The organism is Pseudoalteromonas sp. Scap25 (genome assembly GCF_013394125.1).
Taxonomy (GTDB): Bacteria; Pseudomonadota; Gammaproteobacteria; order Enterobacterales; family Alteromonadaceae; genus Pseudoalteromonas.
Genome location: NZ_CP041327.1, coordinates 1015126 through 1030567, shown reverse-complemented (window position 1 = coordinate 1030567; position 15442 = coordinate 1015126). Strand labels below are relative to the sequence as shown.

Sequence of the window (15442 nt, the reverse complement as noted above, 5' to 3'; positions counted from 1 at the left end):
TCAGTCAATTTTTCGCGACTTGCTCTATGCGGCGCGGACCTTATTACCGAGAGTACAAAAACGGCATAAATAAGGCTGACTGAATGCGCAAGATTATATCATGGTGTAATTTATTTACTGCATACTGAACACTAAAAATTAAACTTATTTTTAACACTTAACCGCACTATCCCGACATTTAGTGTACTTTTAGCAACTAAACAACCAAAAAGCGGACATATGTCCTTACGTTGAGTTGTTAAAAAATATAGCGGAATAACGCGACACTTTTTTAAATACTACTTTTTCACTAATGAGCGTTTAAGAACAATTTCACCATCAATATGAAGATCTCGCTGTGGAAATGCAATCACCACATCATGTTGGTCAAACACTTCATAAATCCTAAAACGAATATCACTGCGGACTTGTCTTAATCGAGTTTCTGATTCAGCGCACACCCAAAAAATAGCATTAAAAACTAGCGAGCTATCTGCAAAATCATCAAACAATACGGTTGATTGAGGCGTTGCCAATATTGCCTCATGCTCATCTAATACTTGCTGAATTAACTTTTTAACTAATAACACATCAGAGCCATAAGCTACGCCTACGCTCACAGATGAGCGCGCATTACCATCAATAAGCGTCCAGTTGGTAACTGTGTTTTCTAATAACTGGCTATTGGGTATCAGCATATGAACACCGTCGTTCCTGCGAATACGAGTAGAGCGAGTATTAATGGTTTCAACCACCCCCTTAGCAGTGCCAACCTCTAAAAAGTCGCCAATACGGATTGGCCGCTCCCACATTAATATCCAGCCACTAATAAAGTTATTAATAATATTTTGTGCACCGAACCCCACACCGATGGCAATGGCACCCGATACAAAGGCAAATGCGGTTAATGGAATGTTGAGCACCTCAAGGGAGGTAAAAAGTAAAATCGCAATACTTAAAATGAAATAAAAACGCGTGAATAAATGCACTGCATCTGGGCTCATTTTTCGTGCAAGTAATGACTTTTTAATTAACTTGCCAATCTGAGTCACCACAACCCACATAGTAAACAAAATTAGCGGCACTTGAATTACTTTTGCCACGGTAATGTGAATGTCGTTGTAGCTAAACAATACGAAGGCGAGAATGTGATTAATTTGTTCTAAGTTCATTGATTTTCCATGTGTAAGGTCGCACACAAACGATTATTTTTATGCGCTAATAATACCCCAAGTTTAGCATGCGGTTAGCTTAAATACGCAGCAACAAACTTAAAGCTAATTGCATAATTGCTGTATTTTTCTACTTTTTTATTTACATACCGAGTTTTTATCACCTAATTTGCGTTTAAATCCCGCTTTAAATCGATAAACTTTGTTGTATATAAGTCAAAATTTGGTAAGTTAACTGGGTTTTCGACTCGAAAAGCCTATTTCGGCTACTATTTTTTATGGAGTTATTATGCGTAAAACACTGATCGCCACTACGATTGCTAGTGCACTTTTATTATCTGCCTGTTCTTCTGAAAGCACCCAAGAAACAAAACAACAAAGCACAGCACAAGTGCAAGATATCAACGCAAGCAATGTATTATTTAAACCAAGCCCATTGCAATACATGGCTCCTGAGTTTGATAAGTTTGGTACCACTGAATACGAAGCTGCATTTGATGCAGGTATTGCACAACATAATGCAGAAATTATGGCAATTGCTAATAATCCAGAACCAGCTACTTTTGAAAATACCTTGGTAGAAATGGAACTTGCAGGTGAGCTATTAAACCGCGCATCAGCTGCTTTCTACAACTTATCAGGTCTTATTTCTAACGATGAGTACCAGCGCATTGATAAAAAAATGGCGCCTGTGTTCTCAGCACACTCTGATGACATTTATCTAAATGGTGCATTGTTCGAACGTGTACAAACAGTATACGACAACAAAGATAAGTTAAGCGCTGAAGATCAACGTCTTGTTGATTTTTACTACAAACAATTTGTTAAAGCGGGTGCTAAACTAAATGATGCTGAAAAAGCAAAAATGCGTGAAATTAACGCTGAGCTTGCAAAACTATCAACGGAGTTTTCTCAAAACGTATTAAAATCGTTTAAAGAAGACGTTATTTTAGTAACAGATAAAAGCAAACTAGCTGGTTTATCTGAAGGTGAAATTGCAGGTCTTGCAGCAGCTGCTAAAAAAGCAGGCAAAGACGGCTACATGATCACCCTAGTGAACACCACACAACAGCCTATTTTATCTAGCCTTGAAAACCGTGAACTGCGTGAGCAGATTTTTAAAGCATCAACCAACCGTGCAGCTAAAACCAACGGCCCTATCATTATTAAAGAAACTAACCTACGTGCACAAAAAGCAGAACTGTTAGGCTTTAAAGATTGGGCTTCGTATGTAATGACTTCACGCATGGCTCAAACCACTGATAACGTGTACGGTATTTTAGATGACCTCGCGCCAAAAGCAGTTGAAAAAGCGCAAGCAGAAGCAAAAGCGATTCAAAAAGTAATTAACGATTCTGGTGAAAGTTTTGAACTAAAACCATGGGATTGGTCTTTCTATGCAGAAAAAGTTCGTGCTGAAAAATACGACCTAGATCCAGCCTTAGTTAAGCCTTACTTTGAAATGCAATCGGTTATTCATAACGGTTTATTCTTTGCAATGGAAAAACTTTACGGCATTACATTTAAAGAGCGTAAAGACCTACCGCTTTATCACGAAGACGTCATGGCGTTTGAAGTATTTAATGCTGATGGCAGCGCAATAGGCTTATTTTACATGGACCCATATGCACGTGAAGGTAAGCGTGGCGGTGCATGGATGAGTGCATACGTAAGCCAAAGCGGCTTAAAAGGCACAAAACCGGTTATTTATAACGCACAAAATATTCCAAAGCCAGCAGAAGGCGAGCCAACGCTAATGACGTTTGACGAAGTGTCGACTATGTTCCATGAGTTTGGTCATGCAGCACACGGTTTATTCTCTGACGTTAAATACCCAAGCCTAGCAGGTACTGCTACAGCGCGTGATTTTGTTGAATTTCCATCACAAGCACATGAAGACTGGATGATTGAGCCAAGTGTATTAGCTAACTACGCTAAGCATTACAAAACAGGTGAGCCAATTCCTCAAGCACTACTTGATAAAGTACTTGAGTCGCAAAAGTTCAACCAAGGTTTTGGTACCACTGAATATTTAGCTGCAGCATTACTGGATATGGAATGGCACTCATTTGGTTCTGATAAAAAAGTAACTGATGTACAACAGTTTGAAAGCGAAGCACTAAAGGCACACGGTATCGATTACTACCCTGTACCACCTCGTTACAAATCAAACTACTTTAGCCATACGTTTGCAGGTGGTTACTCAGCAGGTTACTACGCTTACCTATGGACTGAAGTATTTGCCGCTGATGCCTTTGCTCATATGGAAAACAACGGTGGCTTAACGCGCGAAAATGGCGATAAGTTCCGTAAAGAGATCCTATCAAAAGGTAACAGCCGTGACTTAATGCAAAGCTACATTGAGTTTAGAGGTCAAAAACCAACGACTGATGCATTGCTTAAGCGCCGTGGTTTAGTTGATTAATTAATATTTTTAAGCAACTGATACAAAAGCCCGCTTGCGGGCTTTTATTGTTTATAGAACAATATATAACAGATAAACTGACACCATTACTTAAAACAAGATGAGTGTTATGGGCTATTTATTTGCAGTTACCCTTCTTTGGGCGTTTTCGTTTAGTTTAATTGGTGTGTATTTAGCAGGCCAAGTTGATGCGTGGTTTAGTGTGCTAATTCGTGTGGCTTTAGCAGCGTTAGTATTTTTGCCTTTTTTAAAGAAAATCCCTACCCCACTTGCGTTTAAACTCATGCTGATAGGAGCACTGCAACTGGGGGTTATGTATGGCTTTTATTACCACTCATTTTTGTTTTTAAGTGTGCCAGAAGTGCTGTTATTTACTGTAATGACCCCGCTTTACATTACGCTTTTAAACGATGCGCTAAATAAACAGTTTAATCCGCAGTTTTTTATCGTCGCGTTTATTGCCGTGTTAGGGGCTATTACCATTCGTTATGAAAACTTAGACAGTAACTTTTTAGTCGGATTACTACTGGTTCAAGGCGCTAATATTAGTTTTGCTATCGGCCAAGTAACCTACAAACGATTAATGCTTAATAAACAACTCGATGATAAAACCGTATTTGGTTGGTTTTTTATTGGCGCACTAATTGTTGCAAGCGCCTGTTACGCCTTATTTGGTGATCTTAACAAATTACCAAGTACCTCAACTCAATGGGGCATACTGATTTATTTAGGCATTGTGGCCTCCGGTTTAGGCTACTTTATGTGGAATAAAGGCGCGACGCTTGTTAATGTTGGCGCGCTGGCGGTGATGAACAACTTGCTTATTCCTGCCGGTATAATTGTTAATGTGCTTATTTGGAATAGAGACGCAGACCTACTTAGATTAACTATTGGCGCGGGAGTGATGCTGTTTGCCTTGGTGGTAAACCAAATAATGGTTAAATCAGCAAATTAATCACTCTGTAGTGAAATTGTCATTAATAATTAGTAAGGTAGCGTCCACTTTTATTTTTAAGGACAAATAATGAAGCGCATACCTTTTCTAACAACTTTTTTATTATTAAGCTCACTCGCTGGCTGTGATGACGATGTAAAAATAGTCGAAAAAGAAGTGGTTGTTACCAACACTGACGTTGAAATTGTTGAAGTACCTACCCCGGTTATTGTTGAAGTGGCACAAGGCACCAATACGCAACTAGGTACTCGCCCCGACTACTTAATTGACGATATGGCTGACAGCGCACTAAAAACACAATTAGAATCGTGTAAAGAAGGCCCTTTTTATCGTACTGATTTTTCAATTGGTCACCGTGGTGCCCCCATGCAATACCCAGAGCACACAAAAGAGTCTTACATAGCGGCTGCTCGTATGGGCGCCGGTATTGTCGAATGCGATGTAACCTTTACCAATGATAAAGAGCTAGTATGCCGCCATTCTCAGTGCGACTTGCACACCACCACTAACATTTTAGCTATTCCAGAACTTGCGGCTAAATGCAGTGAGCCATTTACTCCAGCAAACTCTAGCAGTGGCACGCCTGCTTCAGCTAAATGTTGTACCAGTGATATTAGCTTGGCAGAGTTTTTAACCCTTGAGGGTAAAATGGATGGCGCAAACACCAGTGCCACTAATGTTAGCGATTACATGAAAGGTACAGCAAGTTGGCGCACTGACTTATACGCCACCTCAGGTACACTCATGACCCACAAACAAAGTATTGCACTATTTAAACAGCTCGGAGTAAAAATGACCCCAGAGCTTAAATCACCTCAAGTGAGTATGCCCTTTAACGGTATGACCCAAACGCAATACGCACAAAAAATGCTAGATGAATATACGCAAATGGAGGTACCCGCTTCGCGTGTTTTTCCGCAATCATTTAATTTAGCTGACGTACAATATTGGATTAATACTAACCCTGAATTTGCAGCGCAAAGCGTTTATTTAGATGGCCGAGATAGCGATGCAGGGTTTGATCCTAACAACCCCGACACATGGCAACCTAGTATGGCTTCGCTTTTTAATGACGGTGTTAAAATTATTGCTCCACCCATTTGGATGCTATTAACCATAGATAATGAAAGTAATATCGTGCCATCACAGTACGCTATTGATGCTAAAGCCGCAGGCCTTAATATTATTGCATGGAGTCTTGAACGTTCAGGGCCGCTGAATAATGGAGGCGGATACTATTACCAGTCAATTAGTGATGTTATAGATAACGATGGTGACATGATGGCCGTGGTTGATGTACTTGCAAAAGAGGTTGGTGTAATCGGTATATTTTCTGATTGGCCAGCTACGGTTAGCTATTACGCCAGTTGCAATAAAATGCCTGCAAGTATTTAAACTTTAGGGCGTGTTTATTTGACCGCGCTCAGCTATTATATTTATTTTACTGAGCGCTTTTATGATCATTCAACACCATAACGCTGACTTACCAACGCCTACAGGGTTAATGCGAACCACTATTTACCGCCCACAAACATCGGGGCAATACCCTGCCATTATTTTTTATTCTGAAATTTTCCAGCAAACGGCACCTATTGCCCGCAGTGCAGCTATTTTAGCCAGTCATGGTTTTGTGGTACTTGTGCCAGAAGTGTTTCATGAGCTTAACCCTATCGGAACTGTGCTGACTTATGATGACGAAGGTAAAGATAAAGGTAATAACGATAAATGGTCTAAACCTTTAGAGCATCATGATAGCGACACACAAAGCCTTATCGAGTTTGTAAAACGCCAAAGTTATTGTTCAGGAAACGTGGGAGCTATGGGTGTATGTATTGGTGGGCATTTAGCTTACAGAGCCGCTTTAAACCCACTTATAAAAGCCGCGTTTTGTTTATACGCCACCGATATACACAGTAATACACTGCCCGCACAACCCGGTAATAACTCATTTGAACGCATGGCCGACATACTCGGTGAAATTCATTTTATTTGGGGTAAACAAGACCCTCATGTACCACAAGATGGCCGAGACAAAATATACCAGCAAGCTGTTCGTACTGGTATAAATTACCAATGGCAAGAAGTTAACGCGCAACATGCCTTTATGCGTGATGAAGGCGAGCGATACGATGCAGCTCTCGCCATAGTTATGTATCAACAGGCTGTTGCCTTATTTAACCGAGCGCTAGCCCTTACGCATACCTAATGCAGTATGCTGTTTTACAAAGTACGCTTTTAAATAATCAATAAACAAGCGTAACTTTTTAGATCCCGTCGCCCCCGGCGGGAAAACTCCATACAACTCAATGTCTTTGCTTTTGTAGTCGTCCATTATAATTTGCAGTAAACCCGCTTGTACTTTTGGCCATGCATCGTATAGCGGTATACGCCCTATGCCAAGTCCTGCCTCTACAAATGCAGTCCGTGCAGCGGCGTTATTAGTACTGAGCGATCCTTGCATGGTAATGTCGACTTTTTTACCGTCTTTTTGCAAGGTCAAGGTTTTGCTCCCTAGCTGATAAACCACCCACTGGTGCTGTGCTAATTCATCGGGCGTAGTAGGCTTGCCATAATGCGAAAAATAATCAGGCGCGCCACAAATACAGGTACTCATTGTGGTTAACTTCGTTGCCTGTAGGTTTGAATCGCGCAGCGCAACTCCTCTAATTGCAAAATCAAACCCGTGTTTAATAATATCCACCACGTCATCGGTTAACTGTAAATCTATATCAATTTTGGGGTATTGGCGCTTAAAGGTATTAATTGCAGGCACTATTAATTGCATCCCCACATTAACTGGACAACTAATTTTTAATAATCCTTGGGGTTCACTTTTTATATTTTCTATTTGTTGATTGGCAGCATTAGCCTGCTCGGTAATAACTCGGCAACGCTCATAGTAAGCTATACCGGCTTCAGTAAGCGCCATAGTTCGTGTTGAACGATTAAGCAAGGTTACTTCAAGTTGCGTTTCTAGCTTTTTTAAATGATAACTGGCTACTGCCCGCGTTAACCCTAGTTGCTTTGCCGCTGCCGTTAAACTGCCCTGCTCAACTATTTGTGCAAATACCACCATACTTTTTAATTGTTCAAACGAGACTTTCATGGACGCTCCAGTGCGGTTTTAACTTCAACCCTTCAATTGTATCAATTATTAAATCAATAAAGTTAAATTTATCATCGTTGTTTAAGGTTGGGTTAGTGCATATAGTAATTGCTAAGCAAAGATTACAATTTTAAATCATCAGAAGGAAAAAATAATGGCTAAGAAAATACTAATGGTACTTACTTCACACGCTGATTTAGGCAATACCGGTGAAAAAACAGGTTTTTGGGTAGAAGAATTCGCCGCCCCTTATTATGCATTTGTAGATGCTGGCGCAGAAATCACTCTAGCTTCACCAAACGGTGGTCAACCACCAATCGACCCAACCAGTACACTAGCCGACTTCCAGACTGATGCAACCAAGCGATACGACAACGACAGTGCAGCGCAAGCATTAATGGCAAACACAAAAGTACTAAGTGAACTGAATGCTTCAGATTTTGATGCGGTATTTTATCCAGGCGGCCATGGCCCATTATGGGATTTAGTAGATAACACAGATTCAATCTCGCTCATCGAAGATTTTGTAAAATTACAAAAGCCAGTGGCAGCAGTGTGTCATGCGAGCGCCGCATTTTTAAATACAAAAGATGCTGATGGCAATGCATTGGTTGCGGGTAAAAAAGTTACCGGCTTTAGTAACACTGAAGAAGCCGCTGTTCAATTAACAGATGTAGTGCCATTTTTAGTCGAAGACGAGCTGATTAAAAAAGGTGGTGACTATCAAAAAACCGACGACTGGGGCGTTCTTGCGCTTGAAGACGGTTTAGTGATCACCGGTCAAAACCCTGCAAGCTCTGAGCTAGCAGCTAAAAAATTACTTACCAAGCTTGGTTAATTACAATTAATCAGTATAAAAAGCACAGTTTAATCGCTGTGCTTTTTAATTTGCTTTTCATTACTCACCACTATTCCTATACTGGCCACTCTTACTATAAATAAGGGCACCGTATGCAAAATAAACCATCCACCTTGTCGTTACTTAGCAGCACCCGTTTTGCCATTATAAGCATTGTGACTATTTGTTTTGTGTTGCAACTAATTAACAGCCTGCCAGGCATTAGTTTAAATGGTTTAGGTATTTACCCACGCAGCATTCAAGGGCTGATTGGTATTCTTTGCGCTCCCTTTTTACACGGTAGCTGGTGGCATTTTGCTAGTAATATGCTGCCCTTCATTGTTTTAAGCTGGTTAATTTGCCAATACAGCGTAAAGCGTTTTTATAGTGTATTTATATTCACCGCATTAGTCGGTGGATTACTGGTATGGATGTTTGCTCGTGGCAATATTCATGTCGGCTTAAGTGGCGTTATTTATGGGTTATGGGGATTTATTTTATGCTATGGCATTGTAAGACGTTCTTTTAAATCTATTTTTATAGCCGTGGTGGTGGCCTTTTTATACAGTGGCTTTATTTGGGGCGTGTTTCCACAGCGGTTGCATATCTCGTTTGAAAGCCATCTGTTTGGCGCACTTAGTGGATTCTTTTTAGGGTATAAATTAGCAAAAGCAGATAAATTAAAAGCAACAACGGGCAAAGCAAATACGCACGTTTAAACTATTAGAGGCTATTTATGAGTGATAACAACGACTACACCCCAGCAAAAGTATGGACATGGGACAATGAAAGTGGCGGTAAATTTGCAAACATTAACCGCCCAATTGCAGGTGCAACTCACGATAAAACACTGCCTATTGGCAAACATTCATTTCAGCTTTACTCATTAGCGACCCCCAACGGGCAAAAAGTCAGTATTATGTTTGAAGAGCTATTAGAGCTTGGTATTACTGAGGCTGAGTACGATGCTTATTTAATTAATATTGGTGAAGGCGACCAGTTTGGCTCTGATTTTGTTGATATAAACCCAAACTCAAAAATACCTGCGTTGATGGATCACTCTACAACACCAGCAACCCCTGTATTCGAATCAGGCGCTATTTTACAATACCTTGGCGAAAAGTTTGATGCGCTTATTCCTAATAATTTTCAAGCTAAAACACAATGTCGTAATTGGCTGTTTTGGCAAATGGGATCGGCGCCTTATTTAGGTGGCGGCTTTGGTCACTTTTACAGCTATGCGCCAACCAAAATGCAATACCCGATTGACCGTTTCACCATGGAAACTAAGCGTCAGCTAGATGTACTAAACCGCCATTTAAGTGACAACGAATACATGGCAGGCAGCGAATATTCAATTGCCGACATTGCCATATGGCCATGGTATGGCTCACTGGTATTAGGCGACTTATATGATGCCGCTGAATTTTTAGATGTTGCATCTTATACCCATGTGGTTCGTTGGGCTAAGCAAATAGCAGCGCGCCCAGGTGTAAAACGAGGCCGTCGCGTTAACCGTACTTGGGGAGCAGAAGATGAACAACTCGCAGAGCGCCACAGTGCTCGTGATTTTGAATAAGGCTCCAGTTTAGTAAAAATAAAAAATCAGCGCTTAGCTGATTTTTTGTGTTTATTAGGGGCTCCTTCATTCTTAGCAGGTAACATGACTTTTTAACCCTAAAAGTAGAAAAGTTAAGCATACCATCTTAATATATCTAAATATTTACACTGATAGCGTAGTTATTAATTGTGAAAAAACTAACAAAAGAGCAAATTTATAAACGTTTAAACAATGAAGAAGACGCCCGAGCTTGCAAAGCCATCGACGACAATGCCTGTCAGGAAGTACCCGGTAATTTTATTATTTTACTCATTAGCCAGCTGTTTAGTAAGTTTGCTGATGCGCTACTCAACCCCAAAATAACGCTGCCATGGTTAATGCAAAGCTTAAATGTACCAGCGAGTTTTATTACTTGGTTAGTACCAATCAGAGAATCGGGTTCATTACTGCCCCAACTTGCTATTGCTAACGTTATTCGCAAACTCCCCGTTCGTAAATGGGTATGGGTAATAGGTGCAGTGATGCAAGCAGGATGCATTTTAGCCATGGTTGCGGTGGCGTTTACCCTCAAAGGCGCACAAGCAGGCTACGCCATTATTGGCTTATTAATTTTATTTAGCCTTGCTAGAGGGTTTAACTCTGTCGCTGCAAAAGATGTGCTGGGCAAAGTTATTCCTAAACAGCAACGCGGTAATATTAGCGGGCTTGCTGCAAGTATTGCCGGTTTTGCTACCTTAACGTTTGGTCTCATGATGTGGTTTTTTTCACAGCAAAAAGATCAAGATATTGTGATCATCGCTTTACTACTGGGTGCCTTGATGTGGCTGATTGCCGCGTTTTTTTACGCACAAATTAATGAATATAGTGGCGCTACCGAAGGGGCAAATAATGGTCTATTGCATGCGTTTTCAAAGTTAAAAATTTTGTACCAAGATAAGCAATTTGCGCATTTTGTTATTACACGTGCCCTACTGCTTTGTTCAGCATTGAGCGCTCCATTTTATATTATTTTAGCCAGTAAACAGTCGTTTGAATTTTCTTTACTTGCCACCTTTATTGCCGTTTCCGGCTTTGCAAGCTTAGTCTCAGCGCCGATTTGGGGACGCTTAAGCGACTTATCTAGCCAGCGAGTGCTAGTACTCAGTGCCACTTTGGTTACCATTAATGGGCTGGCTGTATTTGTTATTGCAACTTGGTATAACGAGTTGCTACTAAATTGGTGGGCTATGCCTATTTTGTACTTTTTACTCTCAGTTGCGCACCAAGGAGTACGCTTAGGGCGAAAAACGTACCTCGTCGATATGGCAGAGGGTAACAAACGCACCGATTATGTGTCGGTTAGTAATACCGTTATTGGGGTTTTATTACTGATGTTGGGCAGCATAGGCTTATTAGAATCGTTTTTATCAACCGCAGAGCTTATTTTGCTTTACAGCGGATTAGGGTTTTTGGGTGCAATGAGTGCACTGTTTTTACCAAAAACAGAGTAAATAGCGTGCTGTTTAACCTAATGTAATTAAAGCGCTCACCTTTAAAGTTGTGGGCGTTTTAATACAAACTTATCTTTGGTGGTGCTAAAGTAATCGCCGCCCATTTTACCTACTGCATCTAAACGTGTCGGATCTATGTAGCCATTTACCAACGTGGCGTCATCTATAAAAATTCCCACTACATCTAAGAGCATCATTTTGCCACCGCTTGGTTCATCTGAAATAGTGATCACTTCTCGAAGCTTACATTCATAGCGTACTTTTGAAGCTGCAACACTCGGCGGATTAACTAACTGGCTTGTGACTCTCTCTATGCTGGCCTCATCAAACTCACTGACATTATTAGGGTAATTAGCGCAGCTTTGGTTCATTTGCTCTACTAAGGCATGACTAACAATATTAACCACACATTCTTTGGTGGCTAGTAAATTTGTCAGTGTATCTTTATTGGCTTTATCGCTGGGGTTAACTTGAGTAACACTTAACACTGCAGGCTGACAACTTGCTACGGTAAAAAAAGAGTAAGGTGCAATATTGCTTACCCCCTCACTACTTAGCGTGCTTATCCATGCAATCGGTCGTGGACTAATACCGCCAACTAAGTAGCTATAAACAGAGCGGTTGCTGTTTTGCATTAAATCTAAAAACATTATTTCTCACTTTTAAGTTAAAAACTAAACCCTAGTACTAGGCAATACGTACTTATAGATTGGATCTTCATTAATACTACACCGTTAGCAAATAGTTTAATTTCATGCGCCAAAAAATAAACATTGTCTGGTTTAAACGCGATTTACGCTTAAGCGATCATCAACCGCTTAAACATGCGTTTAGCAATGGGCTTCCAACATTATTGCTGTACAACTTTGAGCCGCTGTTACTCGAAGATGCTCATTATAACGAGCGACATTGGCGCTTTGTGTATCAGTCGCTATGTGATTTAAACCAACAACTTGATCGCTTTAATAGCTGCGTGTACATATTTAAACAAAATATGCAGTCGTTGCTTGAAGAGCTACACACCCAGTTTGAAATAATTAATCTCTTTAGTCACCAAGAAATCGGCTTAAATAATACATTTGAACGCGATAAAGCGATTAAAGCATGGTGCCAACATAATCAGATTAACTGGTTAGAGTCACCAACGGGGGCTGTCATTCGGGGTAAAAAAAATCGCAATAATTGGAATGAATGCTGGCAACAAACAATGCAAGCGCCAATTGCCATCCCAGATTGGAAACACATTAAAACAGTGACACTCACACACTACCAATCGCCAGAATTACCAGACAGTTACACAGCTGACGATGACAACTTTCAATATGGAGGGCCGCGACTTGCCCGCGATGTTATGCACAGTTTTTTTGCCGAGCGCGGTAAAGGCTATCAAAAAGGGATCTCTAGCCCGAGCTTGAGCCGCACGCATTGCTCTAGGCTTTCGCCCTATTTAGCCTGGGGCAATATTAGTCTTAGGCAGGTGTATCAAATGGCGATAGACGCATACCATTCAACCCATCCCGATAAAAAAGGCTGGAAGCGTCCGCTTGCTGCGTTTGTATCTCGCCTGCATTGGCATTGCCATTTTATGCAAAAGTTTGAAAGCGAATGCAGCATGGAATTTAAAGCCTTAAATCCGGGTTACCATGCATTTCCGTATCGTGATGACGCTAAGGTTACTAGCGATATTGAACGCTGGGCACAGGGGCAAACCGGTATTCCTATTATTGATGCCTGCATGCGCTGTTTAAAAGCCACCGGTTATATTAACTTTAGAATGCGCGCTATGCTGGTGAGCTTTGTAACCCATCATTTAAACATCAGCTGGCAACAGGCAAGTTTTCCGCTGGCTAATTACTTTTTAGACTTTGAGCCAGGTATTCATTATCCGCAAATACAAATGCAGGCATCGGTTACTGGCATTAATACTATTCGCCATTACAACCCCATTAAACAATCTGAAGATCAAGACCCAACCGGCGCATTTATAAAAAAATGGTGCCCCGAACTTGAAAAGCTCCCCATTGAATATTTACATCAACCCTGGCAACAAACGCCAATGGAAGCGTTATTTAACGACTTTAAACTTGGTGAAGATTACCCAGAGCCGATGCTTGATTTAACTCGAGCATCTAAAGAGGCACGCGAGCGATTGTGGCAATACCGAGAGCGTAGCGATGTTAAACGTGCTATTCATGCCATACTAAAAAAACATGTAGCCATCACTCCCTCGGTACGTAAATCCAAAAAGCAGTCAGACAAATAACTATGGCACATAAAAAACTAACCCTACCTGAAAAAATATGCCCTGTGTGTAATAAACCGTTTGCGTGGCGTAAAAAATGGCAACGAGACTGGGATAACGTTATTTATTGTTCTGAGCGATGTAAACGTAGCAAATAGAGATTGGCGTTTATCTTGCAGCCTCCATGTTACTACGTACATTTTTAAGCAATTATCGGATTATTTTACATACAACTGATATCAATGCTGAAAAACTTACATTAAACAAGGAGAACATGATGACAATTAAAAAAACGGCAAGCTCAAATTGGTCTGGCGATATTAAAAGTGGTAAAGGTACTATATCAACTCAAAGTGGTGCACTCGATAACCAGCCGTATGGGTTTAATACTCGCTTTGAAGATAAGCCCGGTTCTAACCCAGAGGAGCTAGTTGGTGCAGCCCACAGTGCTTGCTTTAGTATGGCGTTATCATTGGCATTAGGAGAAGCAGGCTTTACTGCTGACGATATAAGCACCAAAGCGACAGTAAGCTTAGATGAAGTAGACGATGGCTTTGCGGTGAGTGAAATTGAATTGGTAGTTAATGCAAAAATTACTGATATTTCCAATGAGCAATTTCAAGCCCTGTGTGAAGACACCAAAAAAGGCTGCCCGATTTCAAAACTACTCAATACCAGCATAAAGCTAACGGCAACACTTAACTAATTTTGTAAACCAATTATACTTTTTGCGTAGCAGTAAGATTATGTTTTAGCATAACCTTACTGCTAATTTTTCATGAATTAAATAAAAACTTTATTATGAGTTATATTAATGTTTACTAATATAATTATGTAAAATCTCAATACTTTGTTAGGATTATAAAAAACTTAACCATCTTTTAGTGTTGGTTAAATACAAAGGTGGATGCATGAACGAAAAATCACAAAGTTGCGAAAAAGTATCTTGTAGCAACTGCGCTGATTCTAGCGAACTAGACTTTGACTTTACCATGGCGTTTCAGCCTATTATAAATTGCCAGAGCAACACTATTTATGGCTATGAAGCATTGGTTCGTGGTTTAAACAACGAGTCGGCTTTCTCTATTATTTCCCAAGTAAACGACGACAACCGCTACACCTTTGACCAATTATGTAGAATTAAAGCTATTGCACTTGCCTCTAAGCTAGGCATAAACACCATGCTAAGCATTAACTTTTTACCCAACGCTATTTATAAGCCTGAGCGCTGTATTCGCACTACCCTAGAAGCGGCTAAAAAGTACAACTTCCCTACAACTAATATTATGTTTGAATTTACTGAAGTTGAAAAAATAGAAGACAGCAGCCACGTTGAGCGGGTTGTAAGCTACTACCAAGAATTAGGCTTTAAAACAGCTACCGATGATTTTGGCTCAGGCTATTCTGGATTAAACTTACTAGCTGACTTTCAAACAGATATTATTAAACTCGATATGGCACTTATACGCGATATCGACAAAGACACAAAACGCCAAACTATTGTGCGTAACTGCTTAAATATGTTCAAAGAGCTAAACGTAATGGCACTGGCTGAGGGCATTGAAACAGTTGAAGAATATCACTGGCTAAAAAGTGTCGGCATTGAATTAATGCAAGGCTACTTGTTTGCCAAACCAGGCTTTGAGTGCTTACCAGACGTTAATTTTCAATAAC

Annotated in this window: 15 protein-coding genes; 12 read left to right on the top strand and 3 right to left on the bottom strand. The window is 40.5% G+C overall.

What is annotated here, in order from left to right:
• Positions 1-278 precede the first annotated feature (278 nt).
• Positions 279-1151, bottom strand: a complete 873-nt coding sequence (locus FLM54_RS04755) for a mechanosensitive ion channel family protein (RefSeq protein ID WP_178955497.1) — start codon at positions 1149-1151, stop codon at positions 279-281.
• A gap of 289 nt (positions 1152-1440) precedes the next feature.
• On the opposite strand from FLM54_RS04755, the gene FLM54_RS04750 reads away from it, so the two are divergent.
• The 4 genes from FLM54_RS04750 to FLM54_RS04735 all read left to right on the top strand — a co-directional run bounded on the left by FLM54_RS04750 (position 1441) and on the right by FLM54_RS04735 (position 6737).
• Positions 1441-3576 carry a M3 family metallopeptidase gene (locus FLM54_RS04750; RefSeq protein ID WP_178955495.1) on the top strand — a complete coding sequence of 712 codons (2136 nt, stop codon included), beginning with the start codon at positions 1441-1443 and terminating at the stop codon, positions 3574-3576.
• Positions 3577-3685: 109 nt separating this feature from the next.
• On the top strand, positions 3686-4531 hold the full coding sequence (locus FLM54_RS04745; RefSeq protein WP_178955493.1) for a carboxylate/amino acid/amine transporter: 846 nt from the start codon (positions 3686-3688) through the stop codon (positions 4529-4531).
• A gap of 69 nt (positions 4532-4600) precedes the next feature.
• Entirely contained in the window at positions 4601-5926 is a 1326-nt protein-coding gene (locus FLM54_RS04740) for a glycerophosphodiester phosphodiesterase family protein (protein ID WP_178955490.1), read from the top strand.
• Between the two features lie 61 nt (positions 5927-5987).
• Positions 5988-6737, top strand: coding sequence for a dienelactone hydrolase family protein (locus tag FLM54_RS04735; RefSeq protein WP_178955488.1), 750 nt, complete (start codon positions 5988-5990; stop codon positions 6735-6737).
• Here the strand turns inward: FLM54_RS04735 and FLM54_RS04730 are convergent.
• Positions 6717-7637, bottom strand: coding sequence for a LysR family transcriptional regulator (locus tag FLM54_RS04730; RefSeq protein WP_178955486.1), 921 nt, complete (start codon positions 7635-7637; stop codon positions 6717-6719). The two genes, FLM54_RS04735 and FLM54_RS04730, sit on opposite strands and share 21 nt — an antisense overlap.
• 154 nt (positions 7638-7791) lie before the next feature.
• Between FLM54_RS04730 and FLM54_RS04725 the strand changes: the two genes are divergently transcribed.
• The 4 genes from FLM54_RS04725 to FLM54_RS04710 all read left to right on the top strand — a co-directional run bounded on the left by FLM54_RS04725 (position 7792) and on the right by FLM54_RS04710 (position 11526).
• Positions 7792-8475 (top strand): type 1 glutamine amidotransferase domain-containing protein, encoded by a 684-nt coding sequence (locus FLM54_RS04725; protein ID WP_008108786.1) that lies wholly within the window; start codon positions 7792-7794, stop codon positions 8473-8475.
• A gap of 113 nt (positions 8476-8588) precedes the next feature.
• Positions 8589-9194, top strand: coding sequence for a rhomboid family intramembrane serine protease (locus FLM54_RS04720; protein WP_178955484.1), 606 nt, complete (start codon positions 8589-8591; stop codon positions 9192-9194).
• A gap of 17 nt (positions 9195-9211) precedes the next feature.
• Entirely contained in the window at positions 9212-10054 is an 843-nt protein-coding gene (yghU, locus tag FLM54_RS04715) for a glutathione-dependent disulfide-bond oxidoreductase (RefSeq protein WP_178955472.1), read from the top strand.
• 170 nt (positions 10055-10224) lie between these two features.
• Entirely contained in the window at positions 10225-11526 is a 1302-nt protein-coding gene (locus FLM54_RS04710) for an MFS transporter (protein ID WP_178955470.1), read from the top strand.
• Between the two features lie 41 nt (positions 11527-11567).
• On the opposite strand, the gene FLM54_RS04705 is transcribed toward FLM54_RS04710, so the two are convergent.
• Positions 11568-12176, bottom strand: a complete 609-nt coding sequence (locus FLM54_RS04705; RefSeq protein WP_178955468.1) for a flavin reductase family protein — start codon at positions 12174-12176, stop codon at positions 11568-11570.
• 104 nt (positions 12177-12280) lie between these two features.
• Here FLM54_RS04705 and FLM54_RS04700 point away from each other — a divergent pair, with 104 nt between their 5' ends.
• From FLM54_RS04700 to FLM54_RS04685, 4 genes are all read left to right on the top strand, one after another.
• Positions 12281-13789: a cryptochrome/deoxyribodipyrimidine photo-lyase family protein gene (locus FLM54_RS04700; RefSeq protein WP_178955466.1), complete on the top strand. Its 1509-nt coding sequence runs from the start codon at positions 12281-12283 to the stop codon at positions 13787-13789.
• Between the two features lie 2 nt (positions 13790-13791).
• On the top strand, positions 13792-13926 hold the full coding sequence (locus FLM54_RS04695; RefSeq protein WP_076921450.1) for a DUF2256 domain-containing protein: 135 nt from the start codon (positions 13792-13794) through the stop codon (positions 13924-13926).
• A gap of 119 nt (positions 13927-14045) precedes the next feature.
• Positions 14046-14474 carry an OsmC family protein gene (locus FLM54_RS04690; RefSeq protein ID WP_024601924.1) on the top strand — a complete coding sequence of 143 codons (429 nt, stop codon included), beginning with the start codon at positions 14046-14048 and terminating at the stop codon, positions 14472-14474.
• Between the two features lie 205 nt (positions 14475-14679).
• Entirely contained in the window at positions 14680-15441 is a 762-nt protein-coding gene (locus FLM54_RS04685; protein ID WP_178955464.1) for an EAL domain-containing protein, read from the top strand.
• Position 15442: the final 1 nt, after the last annotated feature.

Coding starts and splice junctions, on each gene's coding strand:
- FLM54_RS04720 (WP_178955484.1), top strand. CDS start 8,589: ATGCAAAATAAACCATCCACCTTGTCGTTACTTAGCAGCACCCGTTTT.
- FLM54_RS04725 (WP_008108786.1), top strand. CDS start 7,792: ATGGCTAAGAAAATACTAATGGTACTTACTTCACACGCTGATTTAGGC.
- FLM54_RS04735 (WP_178955488.1), top strand. CDS start 5,988: ATGATCATTCAACACCATAACGCTGACTTACCAACGCCTACAGGGTTA.
- FLM54_RS04750 (WP_178955495.1), top strand. CDS start 1,441: ATGCGTAAAACACTGATCGCCACTACGATTGCTAGTGCACTTTTATTA.
- FLM54_RS04745 (WP_178955493.1), top strand. CDS start 3,686: ATGGGCTATTTATTTGCAGTTACCCTTCTTTGGGCGTTTTCGTTTAGT.
- FLM54_RS04755 (WP_178955497.1), bottom strand. CDS start 1,151: ATGAACTTAGAACAAATTAATCACATTCTCGCCTTCGTATTGTTTAGC.
- FLM54_RS04695 (WP_076921450.1), top strand. CDS start 13,792: ATGGCACATAAAAAACTAACCCTACCTGAAAAAATATGCCCTGTGTGT.
- FLM54_RS04740 (WP_178955490.1), top strand. CDS start 4,601: ATGAAGCGCATACCTTTTCTAACAACTTTTTTATTATTAAGCTCACTC.
- FLM54_RS04700 (WP_178955466.1), top strand. CDS start 12,281: ATGCGCCAAAAAATAAACATTGTCTGGTTTAAACGCGATTTACGCTTA.
- FLM54_RS04690 (WP_024601924.1), top strand. CDS start 14,046: ATGACAATTAAAAAAACGGCAAGCTCAAATTGGTCTGGCGATATTAAA.
- FLM54_RS04705 (WP_178955468.1), bottom strand. CDS start 12,176: ATGTTTTTAGATTTAATGCAAAACAGCAACCGCTCTGTTTATAGCTAC.
- FLM54_RS04730 (WP_178955486.1), bottom strand. CDS start 7,637: ATGAAAGTCTCGTTTGAACAATTAAAAAGTATGGTGGTATTTGCACAA.
- yghU (WP_178955472.1), top strand. CDS start 9,212: ATGAGTGATAACAACGACTACACCCCAGCAAAAGTATGGACATGGGAC.
- FLM54_RS04685 (WP_178955464.1), top strand. CDS start 14,680: ATGAACGAAAAATCACAAAGTTGCGAAAAAGTATCTTGTAGCAACTGC.